The organism is Aestuariibaculum marinum, assembly GCF_014596975.1.
Classification (GTDB): domain Bacteria; phylum Bacteroidota; class Bacteroidia; order Flavobacteriales; family Flavobacteriaceae; genus Aestuariibaculum; species Aestuariibaculum marinum.
This window is the reverse complement of sequence record NZ_JACVXD010000005.1, coordinates 156,799-178,679: the sequence shown is the minus strand read 5'-3', so window position 1 is coordinate 178,679 and position 21,881 is coordinate 156,799. Positions and strand designations below refer to the sequence as shown.

The 21,881-nt window shown below is 35.9% G+C and carries 14 protein-coding genes; 9 read left to right on the top strand and 5 right to left on the bottom strand.

What is annotated here, in order from left to right; translation table 11 throughout:
* The first annotated feature begins 78 nt into the window (after positions 1 to 78).
* Genes ICJ85_RS10745 through ICJ85_RS10735 form a run of 3 tightly spaced genes read left to right on the top strand, consistent with a single transcriptional unit; the run spans position 79 to position 6,876 of the window.
* Positions 79 to 3,402 carry a transglutaminase family protein gene (locus ICJ85_RS10745; protein ID WP_188223792.1) on the top strand — a complete coding sequence of 1,108 codons (3,324 nt, stop codon included), beginning with the start codon at positions 79 to 81 and terminating at the stop codon, positions 3,400 to 3,402.
* Between the two features lie 13 nt (positions 3,403 to 3,415).
* Positions 3,416 to 5,971 carry a circularly permuted type 2 ATP-grasp protein gene (locus ICJ85_RS10740; RefSeq protein WP_188223791.1) on the top strand — a complete coding sequence of 852 codons (2,556 nt, stop codon included), beginning with the start codon at positions 3,416 to 3,418 and terminating at the stop codon, positions 5,969 to 5,971.
* Between the two features lie 2 nt (positions 5,972 to 5,973).
* Entirely contained in the window at positions 5,974 to 6,876 is a 903-nt protein-coding gene (locus ICJ85_RS10735) for a transglutaminase family protein (RefSeq protein WP_188223790.1), read from the top strand.
* Here the strand turns inward: ICJ85_RS10735 and ICJ85_RS10730 are convergent.
* From ICJ85_RS10730 to ICJ85_RS10710, 5 genes are all read right to left on the bottom strand, one after another.
* Entirely contained in the window at positions 6,873 to 8,093 is a 1,221-nt protein-coding gene (locus ICJ85_RS10730) for an ATP-binding cassette domain-containing protein (RefSeq protein WP_188223789.1), read from the bottom strand. The genes ICJ85_RS10735 and ICJ85_RS10730 overlap by 4 nt on opposite strands.
* Positions 8,094 to 8,115: 22 nt before the next feature.
* On the bottom strand, positions 8,116 to 8,979 hold the full coding sequence (locus ICJ85_RS10725; protein WP_188223788.1) for an N-acetylglucosamine kinase: 864 nt from the start codon (positions 8,977 to 8,979) through the stop codon (positions 8,116 to 8,118).
* A 90-nt stretch (positions 8,980 to 9,069) separates the two neighbouring features.
* Positions 9,070 to 10,071, bottom strand: coding sequence for a type I glyceraldehyde-3-phosphate dehydrogenase (gene gap / locus ICJ85_RS10720; RefSeq protein ID WP_188223787.1), 1,002 nt, complete (start codon positions 10,069 to 10,071; stop codon positions 9,070 to 9,072).
* Positions 10,072 to 10,088: 17 nt separating this feature from the next.
* Positions 10,089 to 11,075 (bottom strand): 6-phosphofructokinase, encoded by a 987-nt coding sequence (gene pfkA / locus ICJ85_RS10715; RefSeq protein ID WP_188223786.1) that lies wholly within the window; start codon positions 11,073 to 11,075, stop codon positions 10,089 to 10,091.
* 165 nt (positions 11,076 to 11,240) lie between these two features.
* Positions 11,241 to 15,587, bottom strand: a complete 4,347-nt coding sequence (locus ICJ85_RS10710; RefSeq protein ID WP_317173072.1) for a translocation/assembly module TamB domain-containing protein — start codon at positions 15,585 to 15,587, stop codon at positions 11,241 to 11,243.
* 298 nt (positions 15,588 to 15,885) lie between these two features.
* Here ICJ85_RS10710 and tsaD point away from each other — a divergent pair, with 298 nt between their 5' ends.
* The 6 genes from tsaD to ICJ85_RS10680 all read left to right on the top strand — a co-directional run bounded on the left by tsaD (position 15,886) and on the right by ICJ85_RS10680 (position 21,874).
* Positions 15,886 to 16,908: a tRNA (adenosine(37)-N6)-threonylcarbamoyltransferase complex transferase subunit TsaD gene (gene tsaD / locus ICJ85_RS10705; protein ID WP_188223784.1), complete on the top strand. Its 1,023-nt coding sequence runs from the start codon at positions 15,886 to 15,888 to the stop codon at positions 16,906 to 16,908.
* A 28-nt stretch (positions 16,909 to 16,936) separates the two neighbouring features.
* Positions 16,937 to 17,575: a peptidylprolyl isomerase gene (locus ICJ85_RS10700; RefSeq protein ID WP_188223783.1), complete on the top strand. Its 639-nt coding sequence runs from the start codon at positions 16,937 to 16,939 to the stop codon at positions 17,573 to 17,575.
* Positions 17,575 to 18,291, top strand: coding sequence for a 16S rRNA (uracil(1498)-N(3))-methyltransferase (locus ICJ85_RS10695; RefSeq protein WP_188223782.1), 717 nt, complete (start codon positions 17,575 to 17,577; stop codon positions 18,289 to 18,291). Before ICJ85_RS10700 ends, ICJ85_RS10695 begins: the two co-directional genes overlap by 1 nt.
* A gap of 6 nt (positions 18,292 to 18,297) precedes the next feature.
* On the top strand, positions 18,298 to 18,939 hold the full coding sequence (locus ICJ85_RS10690; protein ID WP_188223781.1) for a DUF4159 domain-containing protein: 642 nt from the start codon (positions 18,298 to 18,300) through the stop codon (positions 18,937 to 18,939).
* A 1-nt stretch (position 18,940) separates the two neighbouring features.
* Positions 18,941 to 19,438 (top strand): TrmH family RNA methyltransferase, encoded by a 498-nt coding sequence (locus tag ICJ85_RS10685; RefSeq protein WP_188223855.1) that lies wholly within the window; start codon positions 18,941 to 18,943, stop codon positions 19,436 to 19,438.
* A gap of 84 nt (positions 19,439 to 19,522) precedes the next feature.
* On the top strand, positions 19,523 to 21,874 hold the full coding sequence (locus ICJ85_RS10680; RefSeq protein WP_188223780.1) for a glycoside hydrolase family 95 protein: 2,352 nt from the start codon (positions 19,523 to 19,525) through the stop codon (positions 21,872 to 21,874).
* Positions 21,875 to 21,881 lie beyond the last annotated feature (7 nt).

Genomic DNA, 21,881 nt, shown 5'->3' with positions numbered 1-21,881 from the left:
CTTAATCGTTTTTTAACACTCTCGGTCTTATTTAGTCAAAAAAACACTTAAATTGTATTACAATTTAATCGTAACTCTATGGCTTTAAAGATTGTAATCTCTCATAAAACAAAATACAAATACGACCGTCCAGTTTCCCTTTCTCCCCATATTTTTAGATTACGTCCTGCCCCACACAGCAGGACTCCTATTGAATCTTACAGTATAAAAATTGAACCCAAAGAACAGTTTTTTAACTGGCAACAAGATCCGTTTGGAAACTATGTGGCTCGACTAGTATTTCCCGAGAAAACCAGAGAGCTTTCTGTAGATGTCGAAATTATTGCTGACTTGCAAACTATTAATCCGTTTGATTTTTTTGTTGAAGAGTACGCTGAAGAATACCCTTTTAAATACGACAAAACCGTTAAGAAAGAATTACTTCCTTATCTGGAAATAACCGATGATGGTCCGCTTTTAAAAAAGTTTCTTAAAACCATAGATTACACACCAAGAAAAACCATTTTCTTTTTAATTGATCTAAACCGGAAAATTTACGAATACCTGAATTACAATATCCGTATGGAACCGGGAGTTCAGTCCTGCGAAGAGACCCTAAAACTCAAAAATGGATCTTGTCGAGATTACGCCTGGTTACTGGTACAGGCTCTGCGCCATTTAGGTTTTGGTGCGCGCTTTGTTTCCGGATATATTGTTCAACTTAAATCCGATGAAAAATCATTAGACGGTCCTTCAGGCCCTGAAGAAGATTTCACCGATTTACACGCATGGGCGGAAGTTTACATTCCCGGAGCCGGATGGATTGGTTTTGACGCCACCTCTGGACTTTTAGCTGGCGAAGGACATATTCCTTTAGCCTGTACACCTTCGTTTGAAAGTGCTGCACCAGTGGTTGGTATGACCGACAAATGTGAAACCGAATTTGAATTTGAAAACACCGTAACCCGTATTTTTGAGTCTCCACGTGTAACAAAACCCTATACCGAAGAGCAGTGGAATGCCATTTACAGATTAGGCCATAAAGTTGAAAAACAGCTTCAAAAAGGTGATGTTCGATTGACCATGGGTGGCGAACCGACTTTTGTTTCCATAGACGATATGGAAGCTCCTGAATGGAATACCGAAGCCGACGGTCCTCATAAACGAGAACTAGCGAAAAACCTATCTGCCAGACTTTACGATTCCTTTGCTAAAGGCGCTATTATTCATCAGGCACAAGGCAAATGGTATCCTGGCGAGCCTTTACCAAGATGGCAGATTGAAATCTGTTGGCGTAAAGACGGGAAGAAAATATGGAATAATAAAAAACTGTTTTCTATATTTTCAGAGAACACTAAAATTCCGAAAAATGCCGATAAATTGTTTTTACAAACTCTTACAAAACATTTAGGGGTAACTGACAAAACCATTATACCAACCTACGAGGATTCTTTCTATTTCTTGTGGCAGGAAAGTCAGATGCCTTTAGATATTGACCCAACCAAGGAAGACGGTAATATGTTGGTTAAGGAAAAACTTCAGCAACTATTAAAAGACGGTACTTCTAAACCTACCGGATACGTCATTCCACTTAATAATACGGGTAACCAATGGTATACTTGTAACTGGGCATTTAGAAGACAACACCTGTTTTTAATTCCTGGCAACTCACCTATTGGATTACGTTTACCACTGGACTCGTTATTAATGAAGCCTAAGGATGAAGAGTTCCCTGTATACCAACCCGATAATTTTTCCAAAAAGAAAACTTTACCAAGTTTCCAGCGCATTGTTTCAAAGCGTATAAAAGAACTTGAGAAACATGGTGTCCCAAAAAAGAAAACAAATTATTTTATTAGAACTGCCTTGTGCGCAGAAATTAGAGAAGAAAAACTACACCTATTTTTACCACCGGTAGACAGCATTGAAATATTTTTAGATTTAATGGCTTCCATTGAAGCAACTGCAAAAGTCTTATCCATTCCCGTAATTTTAGAAGGTTACGATGCGCCAAAAGATCATCGGTTAGATTCCTTAAAAGTAACGCCTGACCCTGGAGTTATTGAAGTTAATGTGCAACCCGTTAAAACCTGGGAAGAACTGTGTCACAACACCTTTACACTTTATGGTGAAGCAAAAAAATCACGACTTGGTACCGAAAAGTTCATGCTCGACGGTAAACATACGGGTACTGGTGGCGGTAATCATGTCACTTTGGGAGGCACCTCCCCAGCAGATAGTCCATTATTAAGAAAACCGAGTTTACTAAGAAGTCTATTGACATTCTGGCAACACCACCCAGGATTATCATATCTATTCTCTGGAGCCTTTATAGGAGCAACCAGCCAAGCACCACGCATTGACGAAGCACGCATGGAAAATTTGTACGAACTGGAGATCGCGTTCAGTCAGATTCCAAAAGATGGCGATGTTCCATTCTGGTTAACCGATCGATTATTTCGCCATTTATTAACAGATTTAACGGGGAATACCCACCGCGCAGAGTTCTGTATCGATAAATTATATTCCCCAGACTCCTCGTCTGGTCGTTTAGGTATTTTGGAACTCCGTGCTTTCGATATGCCGCCGCACCCACAAATGAGTTTAATGCAAAACTTACTGGTTAGAACCTTAGTGGCCTGGTTCTGGAAAAAACCTTACGAACACAATTTAGTACGCTGGGGCACCGAATTACATGATAAATTTTTAATTGAACACTTTGTTCGCGAAGACATTAAAGACATCGTTAATCAACTAAATCGTGCCGGATATGCATTTAAGGAAGACTGGTTCAATCCATTTTTCGAATTCAGATTCCCGTTACATGGTATGGTTGAAATCAATAATATTCATTTAGAATTACGTGCTGGAATTGAACCCTGGAATGTTTTAGGAGAAGAAGCTACAGGTCAAGGTACGGCGCGTTACGTCGATTCATCTGTAGAGCGTCTTCAGATAAAAGTAAACAACTTTAACAACGACCGTTATGTTTTAACCTGTAATGGTATAAAAGTCGATTTAAAAAGTACATCTAAAAAGGAAGAATATGTTGCCGGTGTACGCTATAAGGCCTGGAACCCTTACTCGGCATTACATCCTACTATTGGTGTGGATACACCTTTAGTCTTCGACATTGTCGATACCTGGAACAGAAGGTCTATTGGCGGTTGTACTTATTTTGTTGCACATCCTGGTGGACGCTCATACGATGCCTATCCGGTAAATAGTTTTGAAGCAGAATCAAGACGTATCAGTCGTTTTTGGGAGTTCGGGCACACCCAAGGTGAAGTTGAGAACATTTCGCAGGAAAAAGACAAATCAACCAAACGCGTTCAAGAGAAAGAAAGTTCAAAAAAATTCAGTTTTAAGGTGTTACCTACTAATTTAGAATTTCCAAATACCTTAGATTTGCGAAAGAAATAAACTAAACTAATTCATGACCACAGATTTAAACATACTATTTCAGAATTATTTTTCGAAAGAGAAAAATTATGATGAAGCCTTAAAATCTGATATGTCCATAAATCCAAATTGGGAAAAGTTACTGAGTAATATTTCCGAAATGGATATAGATACATTAACCGTAAAACAAGATGAAATTAACTGGTTAATGGATGAAAACGGTGTAACTTATAATGTTTACAACGATCCGCAAGGTATGCAACGTACCTGGGATTTAAACATCATTCCATTCCTTATAAACCAGGAGGAATGGCGTACCATTGAAAAAGGTATTAAACAACGTGCCGAACTTTTAAACTTAGTTTTAAAAGATATTTACGGAAAACGAGACCTTATAAAAAAGGGGATTATTCCTCCTGAAGTCATTTTTGCGCATCGCGGTTTTTTAAGACAATGTGACCAGATTCAATATAAAGCGGCTAAAAACATTTTAATCTATTCGTCTGATTTAGCACGTGGTCCAGACGGACGTATGTGGATTGTTAACGACAGAACACAAGCGCCCTCAGGAATGGGTTACGCCTTAGAAAACAGGTATTCTATGAACCGGGTTTTACCTGATTTATTCAAAGGTATTAATGTAAAACAGCCTTCTGGATTCTTTTATGATTTTAATCAGATGCTTATTGAGGCAGCCCCTCAAAACAAAGAAAATCCCAGCATTGTTATTTTAACGCCAGGTCCTTTAAATGAAACTTATTTTGAACATGCATACATGTCTTCTTTTTTAGGTTACCCTTTAGTTAATGGCAACGATTTGGTTGTTAGAAATGGAAAAGTGTATTTAAAAACACTAAAAGAACTTAAGCAAGTAGATGTTATTTACCGTCGTGTTGACGATGTTTTTATGGATCCTTTGGAGTTGCGAGAAGACTCCTATCTGGGGGTTACCGGTTTACTGGATGTTGTGCGCAATCAAAATGTGGCTATTGTAAACCCTATTGGAAGCGGCGTTTTAGAAAATTCTGGTTTAATTCCGTTTATGAATGCTATTTGTAATTATTTCTTCGATGAAGATTTAATACTTCCACAAATAGCCTCATGGTGGTGCGGACAGGAAAAAGAACGTGACTATGTCTTTAAAAACATAAAAAACCTAGTGGTTAAACGCATTGATCGTTCCAACCGCGAAAGCTTATTTTTCTGCGAATTTCTGGATACCAAAGCTCTGGAACAACTCAAAAAGGATATTTTCGCTAACCCTTATCGTTATGTAGCACAGGAGAAAATTACGTTTTCGACTTCTCCCGATTTTATAAATAATCATTTAGAAGCTCGAAAAATTATGTGTCGCACCTTTGCCATATCAAAAAAAGAAGGTTATAAAGTTATGCCAGGAGGTTTAGTGAGAGTAGCTCCTGAGCGCGAAAACCTATTTGTATCAAATCAACGCGGTGGTATGAGTAAAGATTTATGGGTCTTATCAGATGAAATTCAAAGTAACATCAAACATTACGCCTGGGATGACACCTGTAAAATTTCAATCTCCGATATTAATGATTTGCCTAGTAATACAGCTGAAAATTTATTTTGGTCGGGACGCTATTTAGGGCGTGCATTGGTTACTGCCCGGTATATCAGGATGGTACTTAATAAAATGACCAATGAGCAATATAACGCCTCTAACAGCAATTCTGAAAGTTTAAAATACTTGTTACAATCGTTAACTAACATAACCTCTACATTCCCCGGTTTTGTTGGAAAACATAGTGATGTATTGTTAGAAAACCCGCTGCCCGAAATCATTTCGTTAATTTTTGACAAGCAACGTATGGGTAGTTTGGCTCAAACCTTAACCAGCTTCAACAACTCTTACTATTCGTTGCGTAACCTTTGGTCTAAAGATATGTGGCGCGTGTTTGATACCATCAAAAAATTATGGAGAAAGTTTGAATTAGCAGATGAATATACCATACCTGCACTTACAAAATTACTCGACCGCACCATTACACGATTAATTGCGTTTATGAGCTTAATAGAAGAAAGCATTCTGGTACAGCAAGGGTTATTGCTCTATTTTATAGGTTTACAAACCGAACAAGCCATGATGCAAGTTTCTAAATTCAGATCTTTAATGGTATTTAACTACGATGAACGTCTGCAATATGACATCTTGGAATCATTATTAACCAGTGATGAAAGTCTAAATATTTACCGTTACAGTTATCGATCGTATTTAAGTCTTGAGAATGTTATTCACTTAACACTACTTGATAAGGAATATCCAAAATCCCTGACCTACAGACTTAAACGTATTCAAAAAGATGTTGACCGCTTACCTCACTCAGAATTAATTGGGTTTTACACCGAATGTCAAAAGCTAATTGCTACGGCAAACAATAAGATACAAAGTCTAAAAATTGTAGATTTAATGGCCTTAAACGAAGACCAAACCCTTCGAGAAAAGCTAGACGAAGAACTATCCGATTTAAGTGATTTGCTACATGAAACCTCTTTAGCGATTTCCAGTACGTATTTTAATCACTCATACAAACAAACGCAATTGGTTAACCAAAATTTCCCATTATAATTATGGTATTTCAAGTTTCACATACTACCAGTTACGATTACGAAAGTGATGTTACATTTTGTCACAACATCGCCACACTCAAACCAAAAACGTTAGCAGGACAAACGCTATTGGATTATAAGCTGGAAATCACACCAGCACCTTCAGAAATAACAGAGCGCATAGATTTCTTTGGTAATTACATTACCCGGTTTTCACTTCAAAAAGAGCATAAGAAACTAAAAGTTACGGCTACCAGTAAAGTGTTACGAAACTTTAATGAACAACCTGATATAACCGCATCGGAAAAAGGAAAAAACATAACACTTAATGAAGCCTTAAGCGCTCTAAAAAGTAACGACGAACATATTATTGATGCCCGTCAATATATTCTAGAATCTATTTTAATTGCTAAAATAACTCCTGAAATTAAGGCTTACGCCGAAATATCCTTTAAACCAAACCGGTCGATATTTGATGCTGCTATCGAGCTCATGCAACGCATATATACTGAATTTGATTTCGACCCAACATTTTCCAATGTCGCAACTCCCATACATGAGGTAATTAAAGCCAAAAAAGGTGTCTGTCAGGATTTTGCTCAAATTGCTATTGCCTGTGTACGTTCCGTTGGTTTGCCGGCACGATACATTAGCGGGTATATAGAAACCTTACCACCGCCCGGAAAAGAAAAATTAATAGGAACAGATGCTTCGCATGCCTGGGTCTCATTATATATCCCGGGTTTTGGCTGGGTTGATTTTGACCCTACTAACAATCAAATCCCAAAAAACCAGCACATTATTGTGGCCTGGGGACGTGATTATTATGATGTACCTCCTTTAAAAGGTGTTATTTATAGCACTGGAAAAAATAAAATGAATGTCGCTGTAGATATCAGACCGTTTGAAGACCTCAACACTTAATCCATTACTTGACCAATAGACCCGGTTTCATGAGGTGTTAATTGATAAACCAAATCTGGATTTAGACCAGCTTCTTTTCGATGTGACACATATAAAATAGCTGTTTCGGTTTCTGATGCAATTTTATTTATAAGTTGCGTAAACAGTCTCACATCAGTATCATCTAATCCATTAGTCGGTTCGTCTAAAATTAATAAAGGCGGATGCTTTACCATAGCACGAGCTATTAAAACCAAACTTTGATAGCCTTTGGACAAGGATAAAAAGTCTTGTTTTCTAATATCGAACATATCTAAAACACGTAACCAATGTTGGGCAATTTTAATCTGTTCGTTTGTGGGCGTTTTATACAAGCCAATGGTATCAAAAAAACCAGAAACAACCATGTTTCCTATAGAATCCAGACGCGTAAAACCATGTAACATATCAGAAGAAAAATAACCAATTTTCTGTTTAATCTCCCAAACACTCTCTCCACTTCCCTTCTTCACGCCAAACAATACAATATCTTGACCGAAGGCTTTTGGGTTATCTCCAAAAATCATACTTAAAATAGTACTTTTCCCGGAACCGTTTGGTCCCATTAACTGCCAGAATTGCCCCTTTCTAATTTCCCAATTGATATTATTTAAAATAGGACGCTCTCTATAATCAACTGATACATTGGTAAATTTTACAATCGGATTAATTCTCTCTGAAATTGGTCGATAAGCTTTAGGTAATTCTACAACAAAAGCCTCCTTTTTAATTTCAGTATCTTCTTCCTTTTTAAACTCAATAAGCTCATTTCCTTCTAAATGATACACCTGATCGATAAACGATAAAATATCATCCTGACGCTTGGTTATTTGTAAAATTCGAACCCGGTCACTCAACTCATTTAAGGTTTGCGTTATTTGAGATTGCGCTTCAATATCTAAATTCCCGAAAACGTTATCTACAATAATAGCTTCGGGGTTTTGAGATATAATATGGTTTAAAAGTGCTTTTTTTCGCTCCCCCTGCGAGGACTTCTCCAAAGAATTTCCTGTGGGAGTAACCACATTGCTTACCCCATGGATGCGTTCTTCCTGAATTAATTTATTAATCGTTATTTCAGAAAAAAGGGCCGCTTTAGGTTTTGAAAAATCACTTAATACTATTCCTCTTTGAATACGCTCAATAAAATCCTGTTTATGATCTTTATTAGAGATATAAACTGCAATATGCTTATTCAAATGGTCTTTAGTTTTAGAAGTTTTACTTTAAATTTTTAACATGAAAATCTACCAAACCTTCAATTGGTCTGCGCTCAAAGTTCCCCACTGTAAAGCCCATCTCTTCGGCAACCTGCTTAATTTCATTTTGAGCAAAGTAAGCTATTGATCCTGCAAAATGCACTGGTACTGTTTTTAATTCTTCAGCATACTGGAAAATCATGGTATCAGCAAACAAACGAATTCCTTTCTTAATTAATTCCACACAGTATTCTGAATCCTTATTCAAGAACATAAACTCAGCGAAATGCGCCAGATAAGCATTCGGGTTTGGCTTTTTGTACATATTGTACTTAATATAGTCTGTATCCATATTGTACTTGCTTTCGAAAGCAACATGGATATTTTCTGGCATTTTGTTGAAGTAATAATCACGGATTAATTGGCGCCCATAGTAATTCCCTGAAGCGTCGTCCATAATAGAATACCCTAACGAATTAACACGTTGATGCAACATTTTACCATCGTAATAACTACAATTAGATCCTGTACCTAAAATACAAACTACTGCTGCTTCGGTATCGCTATTAATTGTAGAAAATACGGCAGCCATAGTATCTTCGTGTACGTGCACATCTGCATTTACAAAAACTTCCTGTAAAACGCCTTTAACTACATTTTGTGGTTTTTCGGTTCCACAACCTGCTCCATAGAAAAACACGTGAGACACAATCTTTCTATTGGCTTTTAAGTCCTCATGACCTTTAATAATCTTCTTTATTTTCTTATCGGATATAATTTCTGGATTAAGCCCCTTTGTGCGCATCTTTTCCAGCATTTTATTTCCATTTCTATCTACTGCTATCCAATCTGACTTCGTAGAGCCACTATCAACAATTAAAATCATGAGTTTTTAAATAAAAAACTCCACAGACCGTTGTTCTTTGAATACAATAACCTGTGGAGTTGTTAATACTATTACAATATACTTGTTAAATTATATTTTGCTTATGTGTTGAGCAAGGTCAATTAATTTAGTTGAATAACCAAATTCGTTATCGTACCAAGATACTAATTTAAAGAAATTATCATTTAAAGCAATACTTGCTTCTGCATCGAAGATACTTGTCATTGACTCTGATACGAAATCCTGAGAAACAACAGCTTCTTCAGTATATCCTAACACACCTTTTAATGGTCCGTCTGCTGCTGCTTTTAAAGCTGCTTTTACTTCGTCCCAAGATGCTGCTTTTTCAGTTCTTACTGTTAAATCTACTACAGAAACGTCTGGGGTTGGAACACGGAATGCCATACCAGTTAATTTTCCGTTTAATTCAGGAATTACTTTACCTACAGCTTTAGCTGCTCCAGTAGAAGAAGGAATGATATTAGCTAATGCACTACGACCACCTCTCCAGTCTTTTCTTGAAGGCCCGTCAACAGTCATTTGTGTTGCAGTAGTTGCGTGTACAGTAGTCATTAAACCTTCTACAATTCCAAAGTTATCGTTGATTACTTTAGCGATAGGTGCTAAACAGTTTGTTGTACAAGACGCGTTAGATACGATAGTATCGGCTGCAGTAATTTTATCGTGGTTTACACCCATTACAAACATTGGTGCATCTGCAGATGGTGCAGAAATAGCTACTTTCTTAGCACCAGCAGTAATGTGCGCCTGAGCTTTATCTAGAGTTGTGAAGATACCAGTACAATCTAAAACAACCTCAGCACCTACAGCATCCCATTTTAAATCTTCTGGGTTACGCTCTGCAGTAATTCTGATTTCGTTTCCGTTTACTACTAAGTTACCGTTTACGATATCAACGGTTCCATTAAATCTACCGTGTACAGAATCATACTTTAATAAGTAAGCTAAGTGCTCTACATCTAATAAATCGTTAATACCAACTATTTCTACATCTGGTCTTGCAGCTGCTACTCTAAAGGCTATTCTACCTATTCTTCCAAATCCGTTGATTCCTAATTTTAATTTTGACATAATCTTTGTTATAAATGTTAAGTGCTCATGATATCTGAAACACGCAATAATTCTAAATTTATTTTTGTTTTACCCTTGATGGCTTTTTCTATTGGAGTTAATTCCATTTTTCCGTTTAGTAAGCCAACCATATAATTGGTTTCTCCTTTTAATAGGGACTCTACAGCCTTTACTCCCATTCTACTTGCAAGCACACGATCGAAACACGATGGTGCACCTCCACGCTGCATATGACCTAACACAGAAACTCTAACATCGTAACCTTCCATGTTTTGATCGACGTAGTCTTTAAGTTCAAAAATATTCTTTCCTATTTTATCACCTTCTGCTACAACTACGATACTTGATGACTTTCCGGACTTCCTACTTTTGTTTAAGGATTCAACTAAACGATCTAAACCTAAGTTTTCTTCTGGAATTAAAATCTCTTCGGCTCCACCAGCTATACCCGTATTTAATGCGATATGACCTACATCACGTCCCATAACCTCAATAAAAAATAATCGGTTATGTGAACTCGCAGTATCACGAATTTTATCAATCGCATCCACCACTGTATTTAAAGCAGTATCAAAACCTAAAGTATGTGTGGTTCCGTAAATATCGTTATCAATTGTACCTGGAATTCCCATTACTGGAAACCCGAACTCCTGATTGAAAATCATAGCTCCGGTAAACGATCCGTCTCCACCAATAACCACTAAACCATCAGCTTCAACATCAAGAAGTTTTTGGTAAGCTTCTTTTCTACCTTCCTCTGTTCTAAAACGGTTAGATCGTGCAGATTTTAAAAATGTTCCTCCTTTATTTATAATGCCTTTCACACTACGTGCAGTAAGCTCTTCGAAATCGCCATCAATTAAACCTTCATAGCCTCGAAAAACTCCTAAGCATTGTATATTATGGTAAGAGCAAGTTCTAACCACTGAACGAATGGCTGCATTCATTCCCGGAGAATCTCCCCCAGAGGTTAAAACTGCTAGTTTCTTTATTTTATTTGACATAAATTGATTAGTATATGAGAGTAAAATTAGTAAAGAAAAACCATATATCTATGGCATTTATTGCATTTTAATGAGCCTTTTAAAACTATAACGTTTTAGTTAATAAAAAAAACAAATTATAGCTGAAAAATTAGGATTTCCGAAATGTAAAGGGGTGATTTATTTCTACTTAGAACTTTTTACGCTAATAAATTCAGGAATTGCACTCTCTTCTTCTTTTTCGGTTTTTTCGATAAGCACAGGATCTGGTGTTTCAGATTTTTTAAATAAACTCTGAATCAACTCTTTGAAGGTATCGAAATCGACATTATATGAAACCCCTATACCTTGAGTATAACCAATAGCTTCACCAAAATTCCGAATACTATTTTCTCGATTGAATACGGTTGCTGTTAGAGTTCCGTCTTCGTTTAGCAGAAAATCAATTTCAACATCTCCTGCAATAACGGTTTCAGTTGCTCCAGCGCCTCCAACAGGCACACCTACCTTACCATTGATTAGCACGCGATCTGTAATTTTTGTTTGCAGGGTTACCCCAAAACGGTCTCCGGTTTGGTAATCTGGTCTATTTGCACCAGCTTCATAATTTAACCCCACATTTAACTTACTATCACCTGAAGTAAAGATACCATTAATAATACCGTTAAGTCTGTCAGCAATGGTCCCTGAGAAATTAAGTTCACTAAGGCCTCTTGAGAACGACCCTGTAGAAATTAAATATAGCGCCTGATTTTGACGATCATCGGGAGATTCCAGACTATATTGAAGCTCAGATTTAATGGTTGAATTTACATTAGGGAACTTAAAACTAAACTCTGGTGTAGGCTGCTCGAGATCTCCGGTTAAATCGATATAAAGTTCAACAGGTATACTTCTATTAATTGGATTTTCCAGTAAAGGAGACGGATTGGTCTGTTCTTTCAGTACAGCCTGCATATTAATTTGTGCTTTTAAAGGGTCGCCTTCCCAAGCTATAGTTCCTCCGGGCTGAACATTAAACTCCTTTTGAATTAATCCGCCGTAGGCGAAATTATAAACCCCTTCGAATACCGAGAAATCCCCCCACATATTGAATTTACCGTTGGTATTGATTTCTACAAGTAAACCACCACTACCGCGCCCCTTAAGCGAATGCCCTGAGTTTTTGTCAATAATTATCTCTAACTCGGCATCTTGAGTAACATCCAGATCGAAATCTAGTTCTAGGCCTTGTATTTCATTAAATATGATTTCTTTACCACTACGGCGCGCTTCTTTTTCTTCTTTGGTAATAAAATGAATATAGGTATTATCTCCAAAAGATTCGGTGTCGCTTAACGGGATTTTAAAAATCGTTCCGGGTTTGGTTTCTCCCTGAACACTAATTACTAACTGCTCAGTTGGGCCTTTTAAAGAAGCATAACCACTCATAAATGCCGTTCCGTAATATAGAGCATCTTCTTTTTCTTTTGTATCTAAAACTAAAAGATTCGGTGTAATTATTTCTAAATCGAGATTCCAATTTGAAAAATTAACGTGACTCACCGATCCGTTTAACTGCCCTTTTGAATTGTACTTACTGTCAGTAATCGGAATTTTATTAAATGTAAAGGTTTGATCAGTTAAAGACACCGATGCATTTTGTGCAAAATCATAATCTACATTTAAATACGGAATACCTAAACCGGCATTATTTAAGTTTAAATCACCGTTTATATCTGGTTTATTTAAATTACCAACAACGTGTACCACCCCGGTTGCTAAACCTCGAATATCAGATAACACATCTTGAAGTAATGGATTTAATGGCTGTAAATTGAATTCGTTAAATTCCAAATTCACATCAATACTCGACTCTTTTCCTTGAGCATTGATATCACCAACCGCTCTAAAGGATTTTTTCTCGTCGTCTTTAATAGATATGTCTACGTTGTAATTGGTAAGATTTTCATTTCCGGTAATGGAAGCATCAAACGAACCTAAATCGAAACGATTTACTTTGAAATCTTCAATAACCACAGTTGAATTCGGCAAATAACTTCCGTTTTGCTGTAAAATATCCAGCTTACCATTAACATGCCCCTCTAAAGATAAACTATCAATATCCGGAACAATTTTAGACAGGCTCACATTTTTAAAATCGAGTTTTATATCCTTTTGTGTAGAGTCTTTAACAAAGCCAGAAAGCCTGACTTGTTCGTCGCCATGTGTAACCACGAATTTATTAATATCGAAAGTAGAAACTTCCTTATCAAAAGACACTTTATTATTCTGATCATTATTCTCGTTAATATACCAGGTGTAATCTTTTATGGTGAAATCTGACTTTTTAAAACCAACTACCGATTTATTTTCTTCATTTATAGTGTGATAAAAACTCAGATTAAAAATGTCCTTATTACGCTTTCCACCCTGAAACTCTGTTCGCATAAAAAGCGTGTCATTAACGGTTACATTAATCAAACTAAATTTGGAAACATCGTAATACTTGGTATTTAAACTGTCGGCTTCAACATACGTGTTAAAAAGCGGGTTACTATTATCAACCTGAAGTTCAATATTATTAACAAAATAGTCTAGTAATTTAATTTCCGGGGATTTAAATGTCAACCTAAACTGACTCTCATCACTCTCTACCCGCCCTCGTATAAAGGTGTTTTTTCCTAATTCTACCTCCGGATAAAACACCTCAATAATTTTATTATAAATTTTAAAATTAAAGTCTATGCTTTGGTCTGTTGATACTTTATAGGGTTCGTAATTCGTATAAATGTACCCGAGTGAATTTTGAAACAATTTCTTTAAATCTCTGAAACGGAAGCTTCCTTTTAATTCACCTTCTACAATATCGGGTGAATTAATACCAATGTAACGCATGTTATTTTCAAACCGCGAAAAGATTTCAAATTTATCAAAGGTATAAGTATCATTCTGATTTTTATACGATGTATTCTCGAATACCACTCTACCATATGCATCGTCATAACCGCTGGCATTCATATTCATTTTAACATCGCTTCTAAAAATAGAAATGCTGTCCTTTTTAACAAAGTTCAATACATTTAAATTGGCGTAGCTTACATTGGCAACAAAATCGTACTTACTTACAGCATCAGAGAAATCGACCAACCCCAGGAAATTCATTTTTAAATTTCTATCGGTTGAAATCAGGTTACCGTCAAAAATCTTATTTCTCACATTACCGGCAACTTTAATTCCTTTGTAATTATAACCATTATACATCATTTCATACACATCTCCTTTCACTTGTGTATTAATGGTTTCTGTAACAAACCCTTTTCCTTTTACATCAAAATTTAGAGACGCTTCACCAACATCTGGTGATTCTAAAAATGTACCAAAATCGAACTTTTCAAAAATAACATTCCCCTTATAAGAAGCGTTATCAATATCGTTGATGGTTGTAATTTCTAGATCGGAATCCACCATACCTAAGTCGGTATCAATCTTAACATCCGCTATAACTGTTGAAGCCGTTACTTGTGTATTTCCTGTAATTCTGAATTGCCCCAATCGGTCTAATGACGATGGCAGCGAAGCCCCTAAAACATTTGGAAGTAAAAATTTTAAATCGCTGTATGTCGACGTTAAGTTTGAAAGATAGGCATTCATTGAAAAGTCTCCTACTTCCTTACTGAATAAGTTCTTAAAATTAATATTTCCGTAAACTCTGGTGTTTCTATTGGTGCGAAGCCTTAAATTTTTAGTTTGTAAATCGTTTAAAGTCCCAGTTAAATCGACACTAAAATTAGCTTCCTGGCCTTTACCAAATTCATCATAAAATGTATTAAGTTCATCTAATAATACCGAAGAATCTTCAAAACTAGCAGTCACTAACACCTTATCTGTAAAATACTGTAAATCTTCACGCAAATACTCGAATTTTAAATCGCCCTTTAATCGTGAATTCGGGGTCTTTATATCCAGATTTGCGAACGTCATATCAGTTAAGGTGTAAGCAAAATTGGTAGTTAAATTTTTCACTGTAACACCTCGACTATCTTCAAAATTCAACGTATTTATTCGTGCACTTACATCACTTCCATTAATTAGAAAATTAGTGGCATTGATATTTAAATTATAAAATTCTAGAAGTTTTGTGTTTTCCTTATTTTCATTTAGTAACCTAAACACCCCGTCATAAATAGACACATCGCTGGAGGACATTAAAAAACTACTCTTTTCTGTTCTAGGATTATCGTCTTCAAACCTCTTAACAAAAACATCTAAATTGGTTTCCGTAGCATCTTTATAGGTCACAATATTAAAGACTAAACCTTCTACATCAATATCTCCAAAGGCCAGTTGACCATTTATAGCATTTCTCACACTTATTATGGAGGTGTTTAATTCTGAAACACTAATTAAAGTATCCTGCTTGTAATCCTGTATATAAATATCTTTCAACTCAATATCGCCATTAAGCTGCATACTAACCCGATCGATATTTATATTCGTCTTAAACTCGTTATTCAGCTTTTTTGTTGCATAATTACCCAGCTGAGTTTGCACAAAAGGAAGGGTTAGCACCAAAACCAAAATGATGAACATAAGCACAAATAGTGCTAGAAGTTTTAGTATTATTTTGAGGACTTTCCTGATAGGTAGCTAAATTAAATTATTTGAAAAACAACGTTCTGTTTATCATTCATAGGTTTACCTTTAACTCAACTATCAAGCAAACCATATTCACCATTTTTACATTTCTATTAATAAAATAATTAAGTAGTTTTGTAATTACGATGAAAACAATAAAACAGATGGCTTATTGGTTTTCAAAATTAACAATTATTATGCCTAAATCTTATTAATGGCTACACAAAATATTTACATTCTTGGAATTGAGTCTTCCTGCGACGATACTGCCGCGGCTGTAATGCATAACGGACGTATTTTAAGTAACATTATAGCAAACCAAAAAATACACGAAGAATACGGTGGTGTTGTGCCCGAACTAGCTTCCAGAGCCCACCAGCAAAACATAGTTCCTGTTGTGCATCAGGCCTTAAAGAAAGCTGGAATTACTAAAGAACAATTAAATGCTATTGCCTTTACCAAAGGCCCTGGTTTAATGGGTTCGTTACTGGTTGGTACATCTTTTGCGAAATCATTAGCTTACGGATTAGATATTCCGTTAATTGATGTCAACCATATGCAAGGTCATATTTTAGCGCATTATATTGATGAAGACGGTTTTGAAAAACCTCCATTTCCGTTTTTAGCCATGACCATTTCTGGTGGACATACCCAAATTGTGCGCTGTGACAGCTATTTCGATATGACCGTGATTGGTGAAACTATTGATGATGCTGTTGGAGAGGCCTTCGATAAAAGCGGAAAGATTCTTGGGTTAGGCTACCCTGCCGGTCCTGAAATAGACAAACGCGCTAAATTAGGAAATCCGAAAGCCTTCAAATTTACCAAACCAAAGGTAGATGGATTAAACTTTAGTTTTTCGGGATTGAAAACTGCTATTTTATATTTTATTCAAAAGGAAACTAAAAACAACCCTAATTTTATTGAAGAGAACCTAAACGACATTTGTGCTTCTATTCAATATACGATTATCGGAATTTTAATTGATAAATTAAAAAAGGCGTCAAAAGAAACCGGTATTAAACATATTGCGATTGGTGGTGGTGTTTCGGCAAATTCGGGTATTCGTCAAGCGTTAAAAGATGGTGAGAAAAAATTTGGATGGACTACCTACGTTCCTAAATTTGAATTCACAACCGATAATGCTGCTATGATTGCCATTGTTGGTCATTTAAAATATTTAGAAAATGAATTTGCCGACCAAAATGTGGCAGCTTCAGCTCGATTAAAAATCTAATTTAAATTATAAACCCCAAACTACCTCTATGATTAAAAAACTACTTACCTACAGCTTGTTTTGTTTTACAATTTCAGTTTTTGCTCAAACCTCAACTGAAGACGATTTAATTACTATTGAAAGTACAAAACAAGTTGACTCGATTTTACAAATCAAAAAGCACAAAGGCAACAAAATTGTAACCTTTAATGAAGAGAAGCACAAAACAATTTTAGCAAAAGAGCTTTTCAGTATGTCTCGAGGTGCTGTAAAAAAAAAAGAAAATGAATATGAAAAAACCTTCTATAAGGTTCTTGAAAAAAACAAAACACCGTATTACAGAGTAAGCTATATTTACTTAGATAGCTCTAAATATACAGAAGATGATATCGCAAATTTAAAGTCAGCTATCGTTTCAAAATATAATAATGGAATTCCATTTTCGTATTTAGCAAAGCAATACTCAATGGATGCTTACGCTAAAAAAGGTGGTGATTTGGGATGGTTTACCACAGGTAAAATGCCCGTAGAATTTGAAGCTGAAGTGATTAATGGACATCACAGCTTAGATGATATTTTTAGTGTAAAAATCCCAGAAAGGAATGCGCACTATTTAATATTACAAACACATGAACCAAAACAAATTGCCGAAATAAAAGTTTTAAAAATTGTTGAAGCTATACACTAATGCAGTTATTTTATAATCCAGACATTACCGAAAACACGAGTCAATTTTCTTTTGAAAAAGAAGAAAGCAAACACATTGTAAAGGTGCTCCGAAAAAAAATTGGAGACACCTTACACATTACCAACGGAAATGGCTGGCTATTTACTGCTGAAATTACTGTGGCCGACATAAAAAACTGTCTGGTTAACATTACCTCAAAAACGTTACAGCCAAAGCGCAATTGTAATTTGCATTTGGCTGTCGCGCCAACAAAAATGAACGACCGGTACGAGTGGTTTTTAGAAAAAGCAACCGAAATTGGTATTGAAAGCATTACTCCAGTGTTTTGCGACCATAGTGAGCGCAAAGTCATAAAAGCTGACAGATTTGAAAAGATATTGCAATCGGCAACCAAACAGTCCTTAAACTGTTACATGCCAAAACTAAATAAAGCTATATCTTTTAAAGAATTTATAACTCAAAACTTTGAAGGTGATTTGTTTATTGCGCATTGCGAAGAAACCGATAAAAAATCATTAAAACAGGAATTAAAACCCAATACAAATGTTACCATTTTAATTGGCCCTGAAGGTGATTTTAGTAGCAAAGAAATTGAATTGGCTATTGCTAATAAATTTATTCCTGTAACTTTGGGAGAAACCAGATTACGTACAGAAACAGCTGCGATTGTAGCTTGCCACAGTGTCGCTTTTGTAAACGAAACTATTAATGAGTAATTAATTATGAAACGAGTTTTATCGACATTCGCTTTACTTTTATCCTTATGCGGATTTACACAAGAACTCGCTTTTGTAAAATATAAAGGGGGTGGCGACTGGTATGCCAACCCTACTTCACTGCCCAATTTAATTGCCTTTTGCAATCAAAACATCAACACACAAATCAATCCGAAACCACAGACTGTTGAAGTGGATAGTCCGGATTTATTTCAGTTTCCATTCGTTCACATGACGGGGCACGGTAATGTATTTTTTAGTGATAATGATGTAGAAAACCTTCGTAACTATTTAATCTCTGGTGGTTTTTTGCACATCGATGATAATTACGGTATGCAACCGTACATTATCAAAGAATTAAAAAAGGTTTTTCCTGATAAAGATTTGATTGAATTACCTCCGAATCACGAGATTTTTAATATTGCTTATCCTTTTCCTAATGGTTTACCTAAAATCCACGAACACGATGGAAAACGCCCTCAGGCCTTTGGTTTATTCCATGAAGATCGATTAATCTTATTGTTCACTTTTGAAAGTGATCTAGGTGATGGTTGGGAAGATCCTGCAGTTCATAACGATCCAGAAAATGTTAGAGAAAAAGCCCTGAAAATGGGCGCTAATATTGTTAAATATGCTTTCGAACATTAACATGCAACTCACCCATTACACATCTAATTTTAACAAACACACGTTTCCAATTACAGTAATTGGAGATAACGTTACTAACGCTCCAAACATTGGAAGCTTGTTTAGAATGTGTGATGCCTTTGGTGTTGAAAAATTGATCCTTTGCGGAAAAGACATAACCTTAGGACGAAAAACAGCTAAAACCTCTCGTGCTACCGAAAAAGTTGTTCCGTTTGAAATTTGCGAATCGGCTTTAGACCAAATAGAAAATCTAAAAAAAGACCATTTTATTGTCGCTCTTGAAATTACAAGTACAAGTCAACCTATTCACACTTTTAAACTTTCATCAGAAAAACCCATTGCTTTAGTTGTTGGCGATGAAAATTTTGGGGTTTCAGAAGCCATTTTAAATATTGCTGATGCCGTTATTCATATCGATATGTTTGGACAAAACAGCAGTATGAATGTGGTACAAGCCACAAACATAGCGTTATACGAAATAACCAAGCAACTTTTGTAAAAAAGTACACCTCAAAGAAGAATATATTCCCCTCTTTTTTATTAATTTTTAGCTTCTTTGTAAATAAAAACTAACAATCTAGAAATGAATTCCCCATTAAAAACGAACTTCAAGTTAATCTATCTTCTAACACTTTTATTTTCTTCATTCTGTAATGGACAAGAACACCTACTCTGGTACGATCAACCTGCCAGTAACTGGAACGAAGCGCTCCCACAAGGTAATGGTAAAATTGGGGTTATGGTTTTCGGGAATACCACCAATGAACGCATTCAGTTAAACGACGATTCTATGTGGCCTGGCAATGATCCAGATTGGATAGAACCAGACGGTAACAAAGAAGACCTTAAACATATTAGAGAGTTATTATTTAAAGGGAATAACGAAGCTGCAGACAGTTTGTTTGTTGCTAAATTTTCAAATAAAACCATTGTAAGGTCTCACCAAACATTAGGCGATTTATTTATCGATTTCAAACATGATAATATCATCGATTATCGTCGTGAACTGAATCTTGAAAATGCCACCTCACAGGTTTCTTTCAAATCTAATGGCTATGTATTTACCGAAAACATACTGGTATCGCATCCGCACAAAGCGATTGTTATTGAATTAAAAACTGAAAACCCAAAAGGAATTACTGCTAAACTAAAACTTAGCCGTCCTAAAGATGCAGGTTTTGAAACAGCAAAGTCATTCACTACTAAGGACGGACTTCTTCTTATGCAAGGAGAAGTAACGCAACGTGAAGGCAAGTTTAATTCGCAACCTAACCCCATTACGCATGGCGTTAAATTTGAAACTGCTTTAAAAGTGATTAATGAGTCTGGAAGTGTTTTAGCTACTAGCGATTATTTAGAACTGAAAAACGTAAAAAAAGCCACCATATATATTGTAAATAATACATCGTACTATTTTGATGACTACAAAAAACAAAATCAAAAGAACTTAAAAGCTATTGGCTCTAAATCTTTTGATGACCTTAAAGAACCTCATATAAAAGATTACCAAGAATTTTATTCAAGAGTTAAACTTCAATTAAATAACGACAATGATTATAGCAATATTCCAACAGATCAAAGAATAGAAGCTATTAAGAATGGAGCTATTGACACGGGGTTAGAAACTTTGCTATTTAATTACGGACGTTACTTATTAATATCATCATCAAGAGAAGGCTCGAATCCAGCTAATTTACAAGGCTTATGGAATCAACATATTAAAGCTCCCTGGAATGCCGACTATCACGCTAACATTAATTTACAAATGAATTATTGGCTAGCCGATATGACAGGACTTGGAGAACTTATCAATCCGTTTTTTGACTATGTCGATATGCTGGTTGAAAATGGAAAAACTACAGCCAGTAAAAACTTTGGATGTTCAGGATCTTTCATTCCGCATGCCACCGACTTATGGGGACCAACCTGGTTACGCGCGCCTACCGCATTTTGGGGGTGTTCTATGGGAGCTGGAGGCTGGCTCATGCAACATTACTGGCAACATTATAGATTTACAAAAGATAAAAACTTCTTAAAAAAACGCGTATACCCTGTTCTTAATGAGATCACAAAATTTTATAGTGATTGGCTTATTGAAGATCCTCGAGATGGTTCTTTAATTTCAGCACCCTCCACTTCTCCTGAAAACCGATTCATTAACCAAAAAGGTAATAAAGTAGCCACCTGTTTGGGCAGTGCTATGGACCAACAAGTCATTCATGAAGTTTTTGAAAATTACTTAAAAACCTGCGCTATTTTAAATATTCAAAATGATTTTGTTGAAAAAATAAAACAGCAGAAAATTCAATTGCGCCCTGGATTTGTTTTAGGAGATGACGGAAGAATTTTGGAATGGGACCGGCCTTATGAAGAACCAGAGCCGGGACACAGACATATGTCTCACCTTTATGGATTTCATCCGGGCAATAGCGTTACCAAAGAAAGCTATCCGGAATTATTTGATGCGGTTAAAAAAACTTTAGACTACCGTTTAGCGCATGGTGGTGCTGGTACGGGTTGGAGTCGAGCCTGGTTAATTAATTGTAGCGCCAGACTTCTTGATTCTGAAATGGCTCATGAACACATCCAACTACTGATTAAAAAATCTATAGGTAAAAACCTTTTCGATTTACATCCACCCTTTCAAATTGATGGTAATTTTGGTTATACAGCAGGCGTTGCCGAAATGTTATTACAGTCGCATGAAGATAACGTTATTCGTATTTTACCAGCCTTACCAAAAGCATGGAAAGATGGATCGGTTAAAGGCTTAAAAGGACGAGGCGGGTTAACTTTTGATATTGTTTGGCGTAATAACCAATTAGAAAAGTTAACAATAACATCTGAATTCGACCATCAATTCAAATTAATTTATGGAGATACATTTAAAGAAATCAAGCTTAAAAAAGGAGAATTATACACTTTCGAACTTTAACATTCAA